This is a genomic window from Nonomuraea turkmeniaca (assembly GCF_005889735.1).
Classification (GTDB): Bacteria; Actinomycetota; Actinomycetes; order Streptosporangiales; family Streptosporangiaceae; genus Nonomuraea; species Nonomuraea turkmeniaca.
This window is the reverse complement of the sequence record NZ_VCKY01000079.1, coordinates 12,678-29,438: the sequence shown is the minus strand read 5'-3', so window position 1 is coordinate 29,438 and position 16,761 is coordinate 12,678. Positions and strand designations below refer to the sequence as shown.

20 protein-coding genes are annotated in these 16,761 nt (G+C 66.5%); 12 read left to right on the top strand and 8 right to left on the bottom strand.

Annotation, left to right across the window (positions count from 1 at the left end):
* Window positions 1-58 precede the first annotated feature (58 nt).
* The 3 genes from ETD86_RS23360 to ETD86_RS23350 all read left to right on the top strand — a co-directional run bounded on the left by ETD86_RS23360 (window position 59) and on the right by ETD86_RS23350 (window position 3,787).
* The gene (locus ETD86_RS23360; protein WP_211370258.1) at window positions 59-400 is read left to right on the top strand and encodes an NAD(P)-binding domain-containing protein; all 342 of its coding nucleotides are present in this window, start codon (window positions 59-61) and stop codon (window positions 398-400) included.
* A gap of 495 nt (window positions 401-895) precedes the next feature.
* Complete coding sequence (locus tag ETD86_RS23355; protein ID WP_138668287.1) at window positions 896-2,542, top strand: FG-GAP-like repeat-containing protein; 1,647 nt, start codon at window positions 896-898, stop codon at window positions 2,540-2,542.
* Between the two features lie 666 nt (window positions 2,543-3,208).
* Window positions 3,209-3,787 carry an MBL fold metallo-hydrolase gene (locus ETD86_RS23350; RefSeq protein ID WP_138668286.1) on the top strand — a complete coding sequence of 193 codons (579 nt, stop codon included), beginning with the start codon at window positions 3,209-3,211 and terminating at the stop codon, window positions 3,785-3,787.
* Window positions 3,788-4,008: 221 nt separating this feature from the next.
* Here ETD86_RS23350 and ETD86_RS23345 read toward each other — a convergent pair whose 3' ends face one another.
* The 4 genes from ETD86_RS23345 to ETD86_RS23330 all read right to left on the bottom strand — a co-directional run bounded on the left by ETD86_RS23345 (window position 4,009) and on the right by ETD86_RS23330 (window position 6,126).
* The gene (locus ETD86_RS23345) at window positions 4,009-4,218 is read right to left on the bottom strand and encodes a hypothetical protein (RefSeq protein ID WP_138668285.1); all 210 of its coding nucleotides are present in this window, start codon (window positions 4,216-4,218) and stop codon (window positions 4,009-4,011) included.
* A gap of 44 nt (window positions 4,219-4,262) precedes the next feature.
* Window positions 4,263-4,607, bottom strand: coding sequence for a VOC family protein (locus ETD86_RS23340; RefSeq protein WP_138668284.1), 345 nt, complete (start codon window positions 4,605-4,607; stop codon window positions 4,263-4,265).
* 228 nt (window positions 4,608-4,835) lie between these two features.
* On the bottom strand, window positions 4,836-5,567 hold the full coding sequence (locus ETD86_RS23335; protein WP_138668283.1) for an SDR family NAD(P)-dependent oxidoreductase: 732 nt from the start codon (window positions 5,565-5,567) through the stop codon (window positions 4,836-4,838).
* A gap of 1 nt (window position 5,568) precedes the next feature.
* Window positions 5,569-6,126 (bottom strand): SRPBCC family protein, encoded by a 558-nt coding sequence (locus ETD86_RS23330; RefSeq protein ID WP_138668282.1) that lies wholly within the window; start codon window positions 6,124-6,126, stop codon window positions 5,569-5,571.
* A 58-nt stretch (window positions 6,127-6,184) separates the two neighbouring features.
* Between ETD86_RS23330 and ETD86_RS23325 the strand changes: the two genes are divergently transcribed.
* From ETD86_RS23325 to ETD86_RS23315, 3 genes are all read left to right on the top strand, one after another.
* Window positions 6,185-6,661: a winged helix-turn-helix transcriptional regulator gene (locus ETD86_RS23325; RefSeq protein WP_138668281.1), complete on the top strand. Its 477-nt coding sequence runs from the start codon at window positions 6,185-6,187 to the stop codon at window positions 6,659-6,661.
* A 241-nt stretch (window positions 6,662-6,902) separates the two neighbouring features.
* Window positions 6,903-7,343: a winged helix-turn-helix transcriptional regulator gene (locus ETD86_RS23320; protein ID WP_211370257.1), complete on the top strand. Its 441-nt coding sequence runs from the start codon at window positions 6,903-6,905 to the stop codon at window positions 7,341-7,343.
* A gap of 465 nt (window positions 7,344-7,808) precedes the next feature.
* Window positions 7,809-8,066 (top strand): hypothetical protein, encoded by a 258-nt coding sequence (locus ETD86_RS23315; RefSeq protein WP_138668279.1) that lies wholly within the window; start codon window positions 7,809-7,811, stop codon window positions 8,064-8,066.
* Here ETD86_RS23315 and pafA read toward each other — a convergent pair.
* Window positions 8,050-9,408, bottom strand: a complete 1,359-nt coding sequence (gene pafA / locus ETD86_RS23310; RefSeq protein ID WP_138668278.1) for a Pup--protein ligase — start codon at window positions 9,406-9,408, stop codon at window positions 8,050-8,052. The two genes, ETD86_RS23315 and pafA, sit on opposite strands and share 17 nt — an antisense overlap.
* A gap of 734 nt (window positions 9,409-10,142) precedes the next feature.
* Here pafA and ETD86_RS23300 point away from each other — a divergent pair.
* The gene (locus ETD86_RS23300) at window positions 10,143-10,628 is read left to right on the top strand and encodes a hypothetical protein (protein ID WP_138668277.1); all 486 of its coding nucleotides are present in this window, start codon (window positions 10,143-10,145) and stop codon (window positions 10,626-10,628) included.
* A gap of 178 nt (window positions 10,629-10,806) precedes the next feature.
* Here the strand turns inward: ETD86_RS23300 and ETD86_RS23295 are convergent, their stop codons facing one another.
* Window positions 10,807-11,337: a hypothetical protein gene (locus tag ETD86_RS23295; protein ID WP_138668276.1), complete on the bottom strand. Its 531-nt coding sequence runs from the start codon at window positions 11,335-11,337 to the stop codon at window positions 10,807-10,809.
* A gap of 62 nt (window positions 11,338-11,399) precedes the next feature.
* A complete protein-coding gene (locus ETD86_RS23290) occupies window positions 11,400-11,636 on the bottom strand; it encodes a hypothetical protein (RefSeq protein ID WP_138668275.1) in 237 nt (78 codons plus the stop codon).
* A 700-nt stretch (window positions 11,637-12,336) separates the two neighbouring features.
* Between ETD86_RS23290 and ETD86_RS57140 the strand changes: the two genes are divergently transcribed.
* From ETD86_RS57140 to ETD86_RS23270, 4 genes are all read left to right on the top strand, one after another.
* A complete protein-coding gene (locus ETD86_RS57140) occupies window positions 12,337-12,552 on the top strand; it encodes a S1 RNA-binding domain-containing protein (RefSeq protein WP_211370256.1) in 216 nt (71 codons plus the stop codon).
* Between the two features lie 133 nt (window positions 12,553-12,685).
* Complete coding sequence (locus tag ETD86_RS23280; protein WP_211370255.1) at window positions 12,686-12,907, top strand: recombinase; 222 nt, start codon at window positions 12,686-12,688, stop codon at window positions 12,905-12,907.
* Between the two features lie 180 nt (window positions 12,908-13,087).
* Entirely contained in the window at window positions 13,088-13,729 is a 642-nt protein-coding gene (locus ETD86_RS23275) for a histidine phosphatase family protein (protein ID WP_138668274.1), read from the top strand.
* 74 nt (window positions 13,730-13,803) lie between these two features.
* Window positions 13,804-14,190: a hypothetical protein gene (locus ETD86_RS23270; RefSeq protein WP_211370254.1), complete on the top strand. Its 387-nt coding sequence runs from the start codon at window positions 13,804-13,806 to the stop codon at window positions 14,188-14,190.
* Window positions 14,191-14,255: 65 nt separating this feature from the next.
* Here the strand turns inward: ETD86_RS23270 and ETD86_RS23265 are convergent, their stop codons facing one another.
* Window positions 14,256-15,158, bottom strand: coding sequence for an aminoglycoside phosphotransferase family protein (locus ETD86_RS23265; RefSeq protein ID WP_138668273.1), 903 nt, complete (start codon window positions 15,156-15,158; stop codon window positions 14,256-14,258).
* Between the two features lie 516 nt (window positions 15,159-15,674).
* Between ETD86_RS23265 and ETD86_RS60145 the strand changes: the two genes are divergently transcribed.
* Window positions 15,675-16,406, top strand: a complete 732-nt coding sequence (locus ETD86_RS60145) for a phosphotransferase (RefSeq protein ID WP_425465651.1) — start codon at window positions 15,675-15,677, stop codon at window positions 16,404-16,406.
* Window positions 16,407-16,761 lie beyond the last annotated feature (355 nt).

Here is a 16,761-nt window from a genome sequence, read left to right as displayed (position 1 = left end):
CGCGACCTCATCAAGGAGTGGCGACCGGCCCCTACCCGGTAAGCACCCATCGGCCGCGGTGCCCGCCGGCGCGGAAGGCGCGGTACGCGTACGCGGCTTCGTCCAGGGGCACGGTGCCCGTCCCGCCGGCGCCCCCGGCCGTCGCGCGATCGCCGTCGCCGGTGACGATCCGGACGACGTCGAGGTCGTCGCCGCGATCGTGGACGCGCTCGGCTTCGACCCGGTGATCGGCGGGCCGCTCGCCGAGGGCGTCCACATGGAGCCGGGGACGGAGCCGGTCGGCGCGAACGTCGAGGCGGCCGAACTGCGCGCCATGCTCGGCCGGTTCCCCGAGTCGCAGCGCGGCCGCGAGGTGCTTCGCGCGCGTGGCGGGGCAACGTCGCTGCCCCCGGGGCTCTGATCCGCGAAGGAACGGCCGTCAGTCCGGTCCTGAGCGGCGCGGACGGTGGCTCCCGGCAGGTCTGCGTGGCCACCCGGCGCCGCCCGCACGATGCCGATCAACCACCGAATACGACCGGGGCGGGTCGCCGGCGCTGGGGCTGGCCGCCTACGACGTTCACCAAGCGCAGGTGATCGGACATGGCGCGGCCAAGACCGGCATCGTCCCGTTCATGACCCTCGTCGGGAAGGTCACGACCGCCGAACGCCTGCGCGGTGGCCGAGGCGCGAACTGACCCTTGAACAGTTCGCTGAGCAGGAGGGACGCCAACGACCATCTCGCGTTGCTTCTCGTGGGTGAGATCCGACCGAGCGTAGGAACGGAAGCCGTACCGAGCGCAAACCTGCCGCAGGGTCCCAACTGCCGTGCACAGATCGGACATACCACCGATATACCGCTGTCTCCTAGCATTTGTGCGTTCGAGCACGGACCTAGGAAGGGCGAGGCACTCAAGTCATGCGGAGACGGTTTGGCAAGGCACACTGGCGCACCCTCATGGTGGGAATGAGCGCCGTGCTGGCGGCGGCGATCGCGACCGTCCACGCACCCATGGCGGCGACCGCGAACGCCCAGGGATCCGCGGCGGCCCAGCCCGGGGGGCTGAGCGCCTACGACAAGCTGGTCCTGTCGCACCGGCCTGTCTCATACTGGCGGCTGTCACACCCGTCCTACGGTACGGAGACCGACCGGACCGGCAACGGGTACAAGGGCACCTTCCACAATGTCACCAGCTCGGTCCAGCTTCCCAACCGGGACGGCGCCTCGGTCTTCGACGGATCCTCCGGATACTTCGAGGTGCCCAACGCCGACAAGTTCCACATCTCCACGACCGGCAAGTTCACCGTGGAGGCCTGGATCAGGCCGCACACCCTGCAGTTCCCCAACGAGGAGCAGTCCGGCTACGTCTACTTCATGGGGAAGGGCACGAAGTCGGGCAGCGGCGGCGACCAGGAATGGGCGGGCCGGATGTACTCCAAGGTGAACGACGAGGACCGTCCCAACCGGATCTCCGGATACGCCTGGAACCTCGAGGGCGGCTACGGCGCCGGGGCGGGCATCCAGCAGGACGTGCGGGTCAACGAGTGGATCCACATCGCGTTCACCTTCGACACCTCGGAAGGCGAGTACGGCAAGGTGCGGAGCTACCGCAACGGTGTGCTCGTGAGCTCGTCGAACTTGGTCTTCCGCCCCGGCGAACCTGACGAGGTCATCGTGCGGCCCAAGCCCGGACCGGCCCCCGTCCGAGTTGGGACCCGCAGCAAGGCGTCCTGGTTCAAGGGCGCCATCGGAAAGTTCGCGATCTACAACCACGCGCTCACGAAGAAGGAGCTCGCGACACACTATGCCGCGATGACCGCGGCGAACACGCCCGACTTCAACGCTGACGGCGTGGGCGACATCTTCTCGGCCAAGACCGGATCGCTGAACCTCTGGACCGGCAAGGGTGCCAACGACTTCTGGGGCAGAACGCGCGTCGGAGACGGCTGGGACGGCTTCACCCGGCCGATCGCGGGCGACTTCAACGACGACGGGCGCACCGACCTGGTCGCCGCCGAAAAGAGCACTGGCCTGCTGCACGTCTGGAACGGCGAAGGCGGCAACGAGTTCACCACCCCGGAGAAGGTCGGTCCCGGCTGGACACCGTACGGGGATACGCTGACGTCCGTGGGCGACATCAACCAGGACGCCCACAACGACATCGCGGCCACCCTCAACGGCACGCTCTACGTCTGGAACGGTCAGGGCGGCAACAAGTTCTCCGGCAGGACCACCATCGGCGCCGGCTGGAACAACTACTCCCGGCCGATCAGCGGCGACTTCAACGGTGACGCCATCGGCGATCTGGCCGCGGTGGAGAAAGCCACCGGAGACCTCTACATCTGGAACGGCGAAGGCGGCAACAGGTTCACCACCAGGACGAGGATCGGGCCCGGCTGGACACCGTACGCGGCCACGCTGATGTCCCTCGGCGATGTCGATCGGGACGGCCACACCGACATCGCGGCCGTCCACAACGACACGCTGTACCTCTGGAACGGCCGGGGCGGCAACCAGTTCGCAAGCGCGAAGGCCATCGGTCCCGACTGGGCGCCGTACTTCTGACCCCATCTCGGCACCGCGCCGCAGGCCCCTTCCATCCCGATCACGAGACAGCGAACCCCGCCTCTGCCCATCCGCAGGCGGGGTTTTCGCCTGTCAGAGCTACAGCGGTGGAACGTCTGAGGTAGCACGGCGTGGTTGCGTGCTCGGGGCGGGGTTCGGGAGTGCTGATCGCCACTGCCTACGCCGGCGTGCCCAGCATCGATGCCGGCCCGGACCACGGGTCGCAGGGCCGCCGACCTTCAGGCCGACGATCTTCGCTCGCGCCCCGGTCCGGCAGGGATTGCTCGCGATGATGAGGCGCAGCAGCACGACGGGACAGCAAGGGGCTGATCTGCACGAGCGGCGGGGAGCCGGCAAGGCAGGAAAGCAACGATAGTTGGCAGGAAGCGATATTGCCTTCGGAAACCGACTCGTTAGAATCGTTAACGTCTTAGGCCAGCCGGGGGCTGAGGAAAGATTTATGGGAGGGTGGTCGTGCGAAGCCAGCGCGTGATCGTCCGGCTCACGGTGGCACAAAGGCACGTTTCCCCGGGCCAGGGCCGGGGCGGAAACGATGAGCGGCTCGGAGGCGATCCGCCCTGAACTTACGGGCCGCTCATCGCCTTTCTGGCGGTATTTTTTTACGGCCGCTCTTCATGGAAATCTGGAACACGCGGGGGCGACCTTATGAATGACCTTCCGGCCGCCAGGACGGCCTCGTACACCGTCCTGTACGAGGGGTACGGCAGCGACGGTGTGGCGAGCACGGTCGGATATGTCCAGGACGGCGAGGTCCGCGTGGTGACCGATCCCGGCATGGTCAAGAGCCGGTCACTCATACTCGATCCCTTGCGGGCGCTGGGTGTGGAGCCCGAGTCGGTGACCGACGTCGTCTTCAGCCATCATCATCCCGACCACACGCTGAACGCGGCGCTGTTCCCGAACGCCAGATTTCATGACCATTGGGCGATCTACTTCGGTGACCGGTGGACCTGGCGGGACGCCGAGGGCTACGAGCTCACGCCGTCGATCAAGCTGATCAGGACCCCTGGGCACACCTACGAGGACATCACCACGCTCGCCGGCACTCCGGACGGGATCGTGGCCTTCACTCACGTATGGAACGACGCCACCTCCGCAGGGGACCGGCACGCCGTCGATCTCGACGCTCTGCACCTCGGCCGTCAGCGGGTACTGGCGGTGGCCGACATCGTCGTCCCCGGTCACGGCGCTGCGTTCATCCCAGACGCCGACACGCCCCGCTAGCGCCTGTCCTTGCGGCGCCAACTGGTATGGGAGGGCACCAGGCGGTGCTCGGCCGCCGCGGTTGCCCTTCCCGGTATGAGCTTGCAGGCCCGCACCGCGTTCGCTCAGCAGCGAATCAACGCCTCGTCGCCCATCGCCATCCCCTGTTGAACCGCGCCCGCTCGGACACCGCCTGGATGCGCGGCAACAGGCTGTCCGCTCCCCAGGTGACCGTCTCCCTCTCACACCCGCATGGGGTACAGGGTCGAGCGAAGTCTGCGTACCACCATCACTCTGCCCGCCGCGCCCGCAGTGCCCGAGCCGGTGCTGGAGCCGATCCGGGGCTGCTGGAGCCGCAGCCCGACCGCGTCTATACGCCGGAGCCATGGCCGCCCGTCATGCACCTTCGACGCGATCATCGTGTACCAAGGGGCGTTGCGGTGCACCACCACGGCCAGTCGATCCCGCTCGGCGATGCCACCCGCTCCCCGGCGCCTTACTTGAACTGGATGATTTGGAGATAGTTCCCGTCGGGGTCGGCGAACGTCCCGAAGCGGCCGGATGGGCGATCCTCGACGGGAACGAGCCAGTCCACGCCTGCCGCCCGCAGTTGCGACTCGACGGCGTCGAAGTCGTCGACGTGGAAGTTGAGGATCATTCGGCCCGGCTCGTCGTTGTTCGGACCGACATCGTCGCGCTGATCGATCACCAGCAGGAAGCCGCCCAGATCGATCGGCCCTTCCCCCTTATATGCCGGTGCGAGAGCCTTGCGGTACCAGTCACGCAGTTCTTCGGGCCGGGTGGTACCAAGAAGAATGCTGCCCGGTTTGGGAGTGATCATTTCAGATCTCCTTGTCGTTGTGCATGTGAACGGCTCGAGATGAAGACGCCCCAGCCGGCCTGATCGGCTCCAGGGGCCTGCCACGCCCGCCCGGGTGTCCCCGGGACGGCCGCGCGCATCGTGTCCGACCGGGTCCACCTCCCGGGCCGTGCCGGGCCGTACGGCAGGCAGTTCGATCGAGCGGCCCTGGCTCACCACAGGTCAACGCCATACCACCTGATTCGTGCTTCAGGACTCGGCGAGCTCGGGTGCCGGGGCGGGGGCGAACGCGCGCTCTAGCGTCTTGGCCGGGCTGTTCTGCCAATCGGTGGCGATGGCCTGCGAGGACATGGGGTCGGGGAAGATGTCTTCCTCCTCCTTTTCCACGCCGTCGAAGATGGCTTGCGCGACCGATTGCCGCGAAGCCTTGGGGATGTCGTATTCGCGGTTCATGTCGGTGTCGGTCGGGCCGGTCAGGACGGCGTGGACGGTGACGCCCTGGTCGGCGAGGAGCATTCGCTGTGCTTGCGTCAGGGAGAACGCGGCCGCCTTGGAGATCGAGTAGGCCGGGATGATCGGCATCGGAGCCACGGCCGCTATGGACAGGTTGTTGACGATGTTGCCGCGGGAACGGATCAGCAGGGGGAGGAAGGCCCGTGTCACGCCGTGGATGCCGAGAACGTTGACGGAGAGGTGGTGTTCGAGCGCGGCACGGTCGCTGAGATCGTCGGGGAGCGCCACGCCGGCGTTGTTGACGAGAATGTCGAGCGAGGGCACTGTCTGGACGGCCTGCTGCATCTGTGCCGCGTCGGTCACGTCGAGGAGCAGGGGTGTGACGCGTTCGTCCGGGTGGGTGAAGAGTTCACGGGTGCCGGCGTACACCTGCCGGGCACCCCTGCGCAGTGCTTCTTCCAGCAGCGCCTGCCCGATGCCTCGGTTGGCGCCCGTGATCAGGATGTTCTTGCCTGCGATCGTGGTCATCTCAGGCGCTGCTCGCCTCGGTGCCGGCCAGGTCGCTGGTCTGGGGTGAGCGCTTGGCGCGCTGCACGGTGGCGGCGTGCTGGTGTTCCGGGGCGTTGCCGTCCTCCTTCGGGTTCGGCTGGCCCGTTCCCGTGTTGATCAGGTTGCGCAGGCTGCCGTTGATGTAGCCGGCCCATGCGTTGGTGCAGACGTCGTAGCACTCGTACTGCGGGACCAGGCCGACATGCGTGAAGTGGACCTCGGCGCCGCCGTCCTTGGCGGAGATCTCGAAGACGACCTTGGTGTCCTTCCATTCGGTCTGGTCGTCGATGAAGTTGAAGTAGTTGTCCAGGATGTGCCAGGCGACCTTCTGCCCGGGCACGAGCTCCGTGACCCGGACTCTGCAGCGGTGGACGTCCTGGTAGCGGTGGACGAACTCGCCGCCGACCTGGTCGGTGACGCCCTCGACCCCTTGTGACCACCAACCGCGCACGTTGGTGATGGCCTCGAAGGCCTCCTGGGGAGTCCGGTCCACCGAAATGGTGGCGGTGTAGTCCTGCTTCTCGCTAACTTGCATCATGCAAGGCACGCTAGCTGAGATGCTTTCATGATGCAAGCATTTCCCCTACTCTGGGCACATGCTGGGAAAGACCTACGAATCACAGCAGTGTTCGATCGCACGCAGCCTGGAGGTGGTCGGCGAACGCTGGAGCTTGCTGCTTGTTCGCGACGCCTTATTCGCGGGAGCGACCCGCTACAGCGACTTTCAACGCAGCCTGGGCATCGCGACCAACGTCCTCAAGGCCCGTCTCGACGGTTTCGTCGAGGCCGGGATCATGTGGCGCCACAGGTACTCCGAGCAACCCGAGCTGTACGAGTACTTGCTGACCGACAGGGGGCGTGCGCTCGCGCCGGCGCTGGTCGCACTCGCCGAGTGGGGCGACATGTGGGCGACCGGCGGGGACCCGCCGCTCCTCTACACCCACTCGGTGTGCGGCACCGGCGTCTCCCAGCAGACGGTGTGCGCCGGCTGTGGTCGTGTGGACGACCCGACCGAGATCCAAGCCACGATCCGGCCCTGCACGCCTTCCGAAGGCATGCCTCAGCAGGCTTGACCCCTGGCATCATTCGCTCACGACCGGGAAGGTCCCGCCGAGGCGGCAATCCCGGCTGCGGCCACCGGTTCACAGGGATGTCCGCCTCGATCCCTCCCCGGCGTCGTGCCAGAAGTCGTCGAGCACCTTGCTGGGGCGCGCCGATGCGGGCCGGTGGCACCTCCTTCGAACGAGATGGTAGCGTGATGCTAGATAGAGTGCTTTCATCATGCATGAAACGGGGAGACGCATGCTGGGGCGGATGTACGAAGGCCAGGATTGCGCGGCAGCGCGGGCGCTGGAGCTGGTCGGCGAACGCTGGAGCCTGCTGATTCTGCGCGACGCGCTCTTCCGGCATTTCACCCGGTACTCCCAGTTTCAGAGCAGCCTGGCCATTGCGCCGAACATTCTGGCCAAGCGCCTCAACACTCTGGTCGAGGCAGGGATCTTCCGGACACATGCTCTGGAGTCCCGGCCGGGTCACCAGGAGTATCTGCTGACCGAGATGGGCCAGTCACTCAAGCCGGTCATCGTCTCGCTGACGCGATGGGGCGATCAATGGATCGGCCCGGGACCGGTGGAGTTCGTGCACCAGCAGTGCGACACAGAGGTTGAGCACGAGATTCAGTGTGCCGCCTGCGGCGATGACGTCGACTTGGCGGACGTTCAGGTCCGGCTGCGATCGCGTCAGCCGGCTGAATAGCGGTCCGATGGCATCCGATCCACGGGCGCGGCAAAGTGGCACGGTGCGAGCGGCGACCCCTCACGCACCAGCTGCTCGACACGTACCCACGGCTCATCGGTCGATGGAATGGCGGCCACGGCTCCGGGTAAATGCTCCCGGGATGGCTGGCGGATGGCTCCGCTCACCGAGCTCTTCTTGGTCAAAGCGACTCGGCGACTGCATGACGGAAGCGCGACGGGCGCATTTTATTGGCGAATTGAGTCGCTTCATTCGCCGCGCCGTCGCGTATGTGGCGATCGGATGCGGTTGGCCGCGGGTCCTTAGGGGGACAGGGTGCCTCGGAAAGGCCGGAAGTGGGGAATCCATGTCGTCGCGGATTACGGAGCTCCGCTTTGGTGATCACATCGGCGCCAGCAGCCTTCATGGCGCGACAGTGCCTGCACACGTCATCCGCTCCCACCCGATCCGGTCGAGGAGACCACCGTGACTGTGGTGCTGATCGAACGCCATCCAACCGGTGAGCTCGGTCAGGGTGGCGACGGCGGAGAACAGTTCGCCGCCGACCGCGGCGGTGTAGCGGCCGACGAGTGGGGGAGTGACGGCCCGGTCGACGTGATCGACGAGCCAGGAGAAGGCGTGACCGCCCGCGTGAGCCGCGCGCGATCTGGTGCCGTACAGACGCAGAGTGGCGTGGCCGTGGACGCGATGCCAGCCGGCCGCTCGGTCACATGCCGGCGATGAGTTTGTCCACCCGCTCGTCCACACTGCGGAACGGGTCCTTGCACAGGACGGTGCGCTGCGCCTGGTCGTTCAGCTTGAGATGCACCCAGTCGACGGTGAAGTCGCGGCGCTTCTCCTGCGCCTTGCGGATGAACTCACCGCGCAGCCGCGCCCGGGTCGTCTGCGGCGGCACCGACTTGGCCTCGAAGATCTTCAGGTCGGATGCCACCCGCTCCACCGAGCCGCGCTTCTGCAGCAGGTAGAACAGGCCGCGCTTGCGGTGCACGTCGTGGTAGGCGAGGTCGAGCTGCGCAACCCGCGGCGACGACAGCGGCAGATCGTACTTCTTCCGGTAGCGCTCGATGAGCTGGTATTTCGTCACCCAGTCGATCTCCCGCGACACCAGGTCGAGGTCGCCGGTGTCGACCGCGCGCAGCGTGCGCTCCCACAGCTCCAGCACCCGGTGCGCGATGGCGTCGCCGCCGCGCCGGTCGACGAAGTCCTTCGCCTTCGACAGGTACTCCTGCTGGATCTCCAGGCTGGAGGCCTCGCGCCCGTTGGCCAGGCGCACCCGGCGGCGACCGGTCATGTCGTGGGAGACCTCGCGGATCGCCCTGATCGGGTTCTCCAGCGACAGGTCGCGCATCACCGTGCCCGCCTCGATCATGCGCAGCACCAGGTCGGTCGCGCCGACCTTGAGCAGCATCGTGGTCTCGCTCATGTTGGAGTCGCCCACGATGACGTGCAGGCGACGGAACCGCTCGGCGTCACCGTGCGGCTCGTCACGGGTGTTGATGATCGGCCGGGACCGGGTGGTGGCGCTGGAGACGCCCTCCCAGATGTGCTCGGCCCGCTGCGACACGCAGTAGACAGCGCCGCGCGGGGTCTGCAGCACCTTGCCCGCCCCGCAGATGATCTGCCGGGTGACCAGGAACGGGATCAGCACGTCCGCCAGCCGCCCGAACTCGCCGTGCCGGCCCACACAGTAGTTCTCGTGGCAGCCGTAAGAGTTGCCGGCCGAGTCGGTGTTGTTCTTGAACAGGTAGATGTCACCTGCGATGCCCTCCTCGCGCAGCCGCTTCTCGGCGTCGACGAGCAGGCCCTCCAGGATGCGTTCCCCCGCCTTGTCATGCGTGACCAGTTCGATCACGCTGTCGCACTCGGGCGTGGCGTACTCGGGATGGCTGCCGACGTCCAGGTACAGACGTGCGCCGTTGGGCAGGAAGACGTTGCTCGATCGGCCCCAGGACACGACCCGCCGGAACAGGTACCGGGCCACCTCATCGGGGGACAGCCTGCGCTGGCCCCTGAATGTGCATGTGACGCCGTACTCGTTCTCCAGGCCGAAGATGCGACGATCCATTGCCTCACGCTACTCCCCCATCACGGTCTCGCCCAGGTCGTCCGGGTGGTCGGTGAGGAGTGGTGGTCGGCGTCGAAGGGTACGAACGCCGGCCGTCGGATCCGGCGTTTTACTGGTGGGGAGTCGCCTGTTCAACTATCGCGAGTTCTCGACGCCGAGGGGGCGCGGTAGTGACCTTCCGTGATACCTGCGGCAGCAGGTCGCTCTCGAACAGCAGGTGCGCGCGGAAGGGTGGAGTGGGCCTGACTATGTCGGTAGGGCCTCTTGGCTGGGCTTCCTGAGCAGGCTACCTGGGGCGGGCGGCAGTTGTGGGTGCGGGGTGCGCCGATGCGGCAGCGCGGGACCGCACCGCCCTACCTGGTCCGTGTTCACGTGCACCGCCCACCCACTGCAGCTCCCTGGGTCGGGACGCGCAGCACCGTGAACGTGAACCACGTCCAGCTCATCGCGCCCTTGCCCGGCGATGCCGTTGCCGCACGCCTTGTCGCGCCGGAAGTCCTCGCGGTCCAGCAGCAGGACGTCGGCCTGCGGACGCAACCGTTCGGCCGCAAGGCGGCCGCCGCGCCCGCTGGACCGCCACCGACGACGAGCACATCCCGCAGCTCTGTCACGTATCGCCCTACCCGGCCAGGTACCGGAAATCGCGTCCGGGAATTGAGTAGGGGGTACTCATGCCGTTCCACTGTTCCCCGTCATGTACTGAGCCCAGAGCAAATCGTCTGGGTAGGAGCGTCATGAATAACCTGAACCTTCCTCGCGCAATGGCCGTCGCCGCGGCCGTTCTCACCGCGGCGGGCATCATGCTGCCGACGGCTGCCACCGCCGACGCGGCTCAGCATGCGAAGTCGGCCGACTGCTACGTTAATCTGGGCACCCTCACCTCCGGCGCGGGCGGCCGGAACATCGGCGGATACCCTCCTCGGTACAAGTTCGACGCCAGCCCCTATTTGGGCGCCATCTACGATTCATGCGCCGGCACCATGAAGGTGTACTACGGCGGGTATAAATCAACTCATTACAATATTCGCGGCTACGGGAATCAGCGCGAGGTCCCTGGTGGATCGAAGCGGGTCACGACGTGGCATGTTTCGGGCTCCGAGCCGCGGGCCTATCCCTTCACCGTCCAGGCCTGCAACCGCGGCAGCGGGGGTGGCAGGTCCAGGTGCACCCAGTGGTCGCCGACCGTCTGGCTGCAGATCAACGCGGAAGTGGTGCGATGACTCACCCACCGTACGATCGCCGGACACGGGGTCGATACTCACTGTTGAGGTCACGTATTCAACTGTCGCTTACTCTTCTCCGCGCTCTTTCCAACGGTCACCGTGTGTGACCCGTGAAGAGTTGTCGCGTCGTCCGCTGCGCGTGTCGAGGTGTCGAGGTGTCGAGACCGATAGTTGATTACCAGCCGTCCCACCCTCGGCAACCCCACCAGGGACCGGTAAGATGCCTGAGACCGTATTCGTAGTCGTCGGCGCGCGGTTGACCGTGAGTAGCCCACACGAAGCATCGCGAGCCCGTGATCGGCCAATCGCTGATCTGTAGTTCGACGCCGGTGAATTCGTCCTCCTCTGCGAGAACGTGGCCGCATACCGGAAAGAGTCCTGTCCACGCGCAAACAGGAAGGTCCTGCGCGCCGCCGCGCAGGACGTCCTGGGCGAAGCGCTCCATGCTGGACTGGAAGAGGGCGAAGCGCGTCTTGAAGGGCAGGTCGGCGTCGACGGCAGCCCACAGCACCAAGACGATCAGGGGTAACGGGAGCCAGCCGAGGAATCGGCGCCGCACTGCGCTGGCGTCGTGTGTCAACGCCACGAGGAGGCGGACAGCCCAGTACAACACCAGCGGCACGAGAGCGAAGATCACTGCCACGCCGGATTCGGCATAGCTGAAGGGGACGCTCACCCACCAAGCAATGACGAGGTTGGTGATCACGACAGCACCGTGGCAGCCCCCTCCTGGTGGCTTGTTGATCACGGCGTCACCCTAGCGCTGGGTTAGCCGTGATCTCCAGAGGCGTATCTGCTCCATGCCCCGCCGAGCTCGTTGAGAAGTCGGGCGGTGGTCTTGTCGTGGTAGCCGAGGGCATCGGCGACGACCGGGGCAGGCATCTCACGGAGTTGCTGCCGGATGGCGGCGCCGCGGGCTGCCGCCGCTGGGATGCCGATCTCTCTGAGGAGCGCTGACAGATGGTCGGGACGGCAGGGCTGGCCCGCTCGGCGTCCAGGGAACATGGCGCGAAATCTTTCCCGCAGGCAGGGACAGCGATCGTGAGCACTGACGGCTCTGCATGGCCCAGGCGAGGAAAGTTCGTACCGGGCGCGGGTTGGCGCCTCCAGCAGCGAGGTCCGTCACCTGCGCCTGGACGACATCGATGCCGCCACGCGCGCCATCCGCCTCGGGCAACGCCCCAACGCCCCCACCTCGTGTCCCATCCGGTCAGCTGGAGCACCGTGCAGCGGTGCGTGGCGCACCGCGAGACTCAGCGCACCAGCAACCCGCATCTGATAGTCACCAAGGGCACCAAGCGGCCGGAGCCCGGCCCGACGCGATTTCGCGGACCCTTGCGGGACTGTTCTGGAGCCGGATCGAGACGCTGTCGCCGGGCATCAACTCGCTACAGCTGTCGCCGGCCCTGGCCCCCGCATGGAAAGAAGACCTGAGCGTCAAGAGACGAACGACCATCGGCTCCGACGGAGCCACGATCGAGGTCACCAGCACCAGGCTGAACGCCAAGGACGAGCTCATGCGAGTCCGAGCCCGCTACCTCGACATCGCCCCTGGGCCGCGGAGGAACCGGCCCGCTGGGGACCGTGGGTTGTTCCCTGCCCGATCAGCGACGACGAGATCCGAAAGGCCAAAGAACGCAAGCACCGCAAGGCACGGATGGACCGGCGCACTCGCGAGCGCCTTCCCGTGCTTCCCGTGCTTCCCGTGCTGGTCAGCACCGCCGACCGCCGCAGTAAGGCGACTGCCGGGCTTCTCGCGGCCGCTCAGGTCACCGAACCCAGTGAGCTCTCCACCGCATCCATCGAGACACCCGACCAAGTAGTCCAGGAAGGCGAGGAGGTCACGGTCATCGTCACTGACATCGACCTGCCACGACGCCGGCTCGCTCTATCGCGCCGCCGACGCTCGGCGCTCCAATGAGTACGCCGGCCGCATCCCCGCGACACGCCGAGGGCCCAAGGCCAACAGGATCAGTCAGTCACCATCCGTCACCAGGCTCTGAAACCGTCACTCCATCAGCCGATCAAGATCAGTTCGGTTAAAGCTGCCTGCGTTGCCCGCTCCACTGGCCGTCACCGAGCAACGCGACCGCATCGCCGAGATCCGCGACAACCTCGAAGCCCGCATCGCCGAAGCGGAACGCGAAGGCTGGCTCGGCGAGGTTGAAGGCCTCAAGGTCAGCCTCGCCGGCGCCCAAGACAAGCTTGCCCAGATCGACCGCCGCTCCGGCACCACCGTCAACCTCGGAATACCGACTCTCAGCACCAGGCGATGATCAGCAACAGGAGCATCTCGGACATCCAGATGTCGCACTTCTCCCACGTCGTCGGTCGCACCATCGCCGCGGATATCCCGTGACCACGGTCGGCGACAGAGCCGTGATCATCGAATTCAGAGAACTCCTGAACCACTCTTAAGATCACTCAAAAAAGCCTCCTCCAGGAAGAGCTCACTCATGCGCACCATTTACGTCGTCACCCATCCGGAGGCGACGCACCACGTCGAGGGGATCGTCGGCGGCTGGCATGATTCGCAACTGACGCCGGTGGGCCTCAGCGTGGCAGCCTCCATTGCTCAGGCGCTGCGGCCCCAGATCCCGGACGGCGTCGATGTGGAGCTCTTCTCATCGGATCTGCGGCGCACCCGGCAAACGGCCGAGAAGGTTGCCGAGCTGTTCGGCGTGAAACCAATCTTGGACCGCAGACTGCGGGAGAAGTCCTACGGAGAGGCGGGGGGAAGGCCACAGGAGTGGCTTGACCAGCGATTCGTCCCGCCGCCGGCTGTCGGGGAGCGGTTGGAACACGACGAGGGCGTGGAGGGTGCCGAGACCAGGGCGGTGTTGGCGCAGCGTATCTACGCTGCCATGGACGAGATCTTGCAGCGCCCGTGTGAACACCAGATCATCGTGACTCACGGTGGCTCCCTGACATTCGTCGTGGCGTCCTGGATCAAGATGCCGATCAAGGCGACTGGCTATGCCAGTTTCCGGGTGCCATCCGGCAGCATCACCACGCTGCGCGAAGACGACTTCTTCCACTACCGCACGGTCGTCAACCTCGGTGACATCCGCCATCTCGACTCCGCCGAAGCTGGCTGACCTTTACCTGGGCCGCTTCGACGGCTAACGAGGTGAGGTGCTACCGCTGAGGATCAAGTTTCTTAGTTCAGAGAATGCTGGTCAGCCCGGAACTGGCGGACGTCCTGTCAGCCATCATCCGCCGGGTACGCGGCCTATCTGGGGCCATCCCGCTGGCGCCGTTTTACGACGTCCGTGAGAAGGTCTGGAACCCGCCGATGCCACTGCTGTTTCAACGGCAGATCGGCGCCGAGCACCGGGCCTTCACCCCCACGTTCCTGCGCACGCTGCTGATCGGTGCGATCGCGGGCACCGGGCTCACCGACGCTGGCGGCGCACCGCTCACGTCCTCCCCGCACGACATTGAAGGATTCCAGGTCAGTCTGGCTGGCGCCGAGGAGAAGCTCCGCCAGCTCGATCGGGGCCACGGGCAGCATACGGCCGTGGACCTTGGCATCCCCACCACACGCGGTGATCGATGAACCCACGAAGGTGGGCTGCCGCATGGCCCTCAACCAAGATTGAGAACAAGTTCAAGAAGTGTGCATCAAACGCCCTTCAGAACACGATCAAGTGCCGCCCGGCCTGCAGGTCCCCAGTTCGGTTTGCCGCCGGGAAGGCCGCGATCTCCGTTCTGCCCCATGAGCATCAGGAAGAGGCTCTTCATAGCGGCCAGCCCGCGGGCGCGCCGGATCGCCGCCTCGTCCGCGTTCGCGTACGCGTCGAAGAACCGTGCGGTCGCGCCCGCCGGGAGCAGCACCCACGCGGCGCTGAGGTCCCACGCGGGATCGCCGGCGAACAAGTCACCGAAATCGATCACGCCCGAGAGCGTTCCGTCCGAGACGACGACATTCGCGGGATGGAGGTCGCCATGCACCCACACCGACGGGCCCTCCCACTCGGGGGCCGCGACGGCATCGGCCCAAACGGCCCGGACGGCGTGGACATCGCCGACGGCGTCGGGGTCAATAGCCTGCAAGAACTGCTCGAAGCCGCCCGTGCACCTCTTGGGGTGAGCGCCGAAGTGCGAACTGGCCGGGGCCTCGGCGGGCGCCTCCACATGGAGCGCCCTGAGGAAGCTCGCCAGCGTGTCGGCCGCGTGGGCGCCGCGGCTGATCGAGCCGTGGTCCAGCGGTTCGCCGGGAACCCACGTCATCACGGTCCAGTGCTTGGGGAAGCGCTCGGACGGCTCGCCGAACCGCACCGGGGTCGGCACCGGGAGCGGCAGGCGCGGGGCCAGCACAGGTAGCCACCGCCGCTCCTTGAGCTGGAGCTCCGGAGTAGGGTCCATGCGCTGCATGCGTACGGCCAACTCGTCCCCGAGGCGCCACATTTGGTTGCCCCAGCCGCCCGCCACCTCGCGGATGGCCAGCCCTGCAAGGTCTGGATGTTGCTCCTGCAGCAGGTCGCGGACCAGGTCTGCGGTGATCTCGATCTCGGTGTCGGTCATGCGAAGTCACAGTACTGGGGCGGCAGGCGGAGCGGATCTCGCTCTCCGGAACATCTCGCTGTGATTCCTCTGGCATCACCGATTCGGTTTCAGAGAGCTGCCGATCAGAGGCTTTGGGACGAATCGGCCCCAAAGTTCAGAGAAGCGTGCAGCCGTGCCGGTTCCTGCGCATCGATCCCGCCCAACTACCCCGCATCGAGGAGATGACCTGCAACGCCGAAGCCCGCCTGATCGAAAACCTTGGCGCGTGCCACCGTCGGGATGGTGAGGTGGCACGGTGACCAACCATGATGAGGCGGCTGCCCGACCGTTGACATTGGCTTGGGTGAGCCGGCACCTGGAGGTCGGCGAACGGATTGTCAGAACCGAGGCGTTGCACGGTGGCATCACCGCCGAAATGCGGAGGCTGACCATCGGCACGCGGGACGGAAGCACCCGTGACCTGGTGCTGCGGAGCTTCGTCGACCCGTTCTCCGTGGGACACGCCGAGGACTCGCTGGACAGGGAGGCCGCGCCCTGGCCCTGGTCACGGGGACCGACGTGCCGGCTCCTGGACTGGTCGCGGTTGATCCGACCGCCGCGCATTGCGAGTGTCCATTGCTCCTCATGACACATCTGGCAGGCCGGACGGTCCTCGACGATGAGGGATTGGAGACGCGCGTTCCTCTGCTGGCCCGTCAACTCGTGGCCATCCATGCGCTGCGGCCCGCCGAGCGGCCCCGGAAGTATGTGACGCTGATGACCGCCGACACCGTCGTGGTTCCGAAGGGCGCCGTCGCGGCGGCATGGGGGGCGGCGATCAACGTGATCCGCAAGCCCGCGCCGCCCTATGAAGGGCGATTCCTGCACCGGGACTTCCAACCCGGCAACGTGCTGTTCGACATGTCGCCCCAAGCCCGGCAGGTCCCCGGATCACCGGCGTCGTCGACTGGGCCGCGACCTCCTGGGGCCCGGCAGACCTCGATGTCGCGCACTGCTCCGCCAGTCTCGCGCTGCTGCACGGACCGGCGTGGGGTACCGCTGCCGCTGCCGCCACCGGTCATGACGGCGATCAGGCCGTCAAATCTGCCCATCGCTGCGGATTCTCCTTGCATTCGCCTGTATTACTTGCATGAAGCTAGTAGCGTGGGGGCGGTGGCATCATGCAAGCGAGTGGGCGGAGGTCTCAGATGCTGGGCCGGACATACGACGACCGCAACATCTCAGCGCGTGGGTGGGAGGTCGTCGGCGAGGGCTGGGGAATTGTGACCACGGGGGACGCCGCCGTCAGCGGGACCGAAGGACCGACGCCCCCTTGAAACCTTCACCACGATCCCCAGGGCTTCGGCACCGTGGTGGACGCCGGCATGCCGGTCCCGCCAATCACCGCACACGAAGGAGCGGGGCTGGGAGGCGGGGGCTCTCCGCGTTCAGTGCTGGCCGGATGGCGTGCTTGATGCCCGGCCACTCGGCGGTGAAGTCACGGCCCACCAGGTCGGGGATGCCACGGTAATCGCCTGCTGCGATGGTGGCCAGCCGGAACGCGCGGACCTCGAGCCGAGCCGCTGCCGTACTCCCGTGATCAGCCCGCTTGGTCAGTGACCCGCCTCGTATGGAAGGAGAT

Coding starts and splice junctions, on each gene's coding strand:
- ETD86_RS23355 (WP_138668287.1), top strand. CDS start 896: ATGCGGAGACGGTTTGGCAAGGCACACTGGCGCACCCTCATGGTGGGA.
- ETD86_RS23350 (WP_138668286.1), top strand. CDS start 3,209: ATGAATGACCTTCCGGCCGCCAGGACGGCCTCGTACACCGTCCTGTAC.
- ETD86_RS23340 (WP_138668284.1), bottom strand. CDS start 4,607: ATGATCACTCCCAAACCGGGCAGCATTCTTCTTGGTACCACCCGGCCC.
- ETD86_RS23335 (WP_138668283.1), bottom strand. CDS start 5,567: ATGACCACGATCGCAGGCAAGAACATCCTGATCACGGGCGCCAACCGA.
- ETD86_RS23330 (WP_138668282.1), bottom strand. CDS start 6,126: ATGATGCAAGTTAGCGAGAAGCAGGACTACACCGCCACCATTTCGGTG.
- ETD86_RS23325 (WP_138668281.1), top strand. CDS start 6,185: ATGCTGGGAAAGACCTACGAATCACAGCAGTGTTCGATCGCACGCAGC.
- ETD86_RS23320 (WP_211370257.1), top strand. CDS start 6,903: ATGTACGAAGGCCAGGATTGCGCGGCAGCGCGGGCGCTGGAGCTGGTC.
- pafA (WP_138668278.1), bottom strand. CDS start 9,408: ATGGATCGTCGCATCTTCGGCCTGGAGAACGAGTACGGCGTCACATGC.
- ETD86_RS23300 (WP_138668277.1), top strand. CDS start 10,143: ATGAATAACCTGAACCTTCCTCGCGCAATGGCCGTCGCCGCGGCCGTT.
- ETD86_RS23290 (WP_138668275.1), bottom strand. CDS start 11,636: ATGTTCCCTGGACGCCGAGCGGGCCAGCCCTGCCGTCCCGACCATCTG.
- ETD86_RS23275 (WP_138668274.1), top strand. CDS start 13,088: ATGCGCACCATTTACGTCGTCACCCATCCGGAGGCGACGCACCACGTC.
- ETD86_RS23270 (WP_211370254.1), top strand. CDS start 13,804: ATGCTGGTCAGCCCGGAACTGGCGGACGTCCTGTCAGCCATCATCCGC.
- ETD86_RS23265 (WP_138668273.1), bottom strand. CDS start 15,158: ATGACCGACACCGAGATCGAGATCACCGCAGACCTGGTCCGCGACCTG.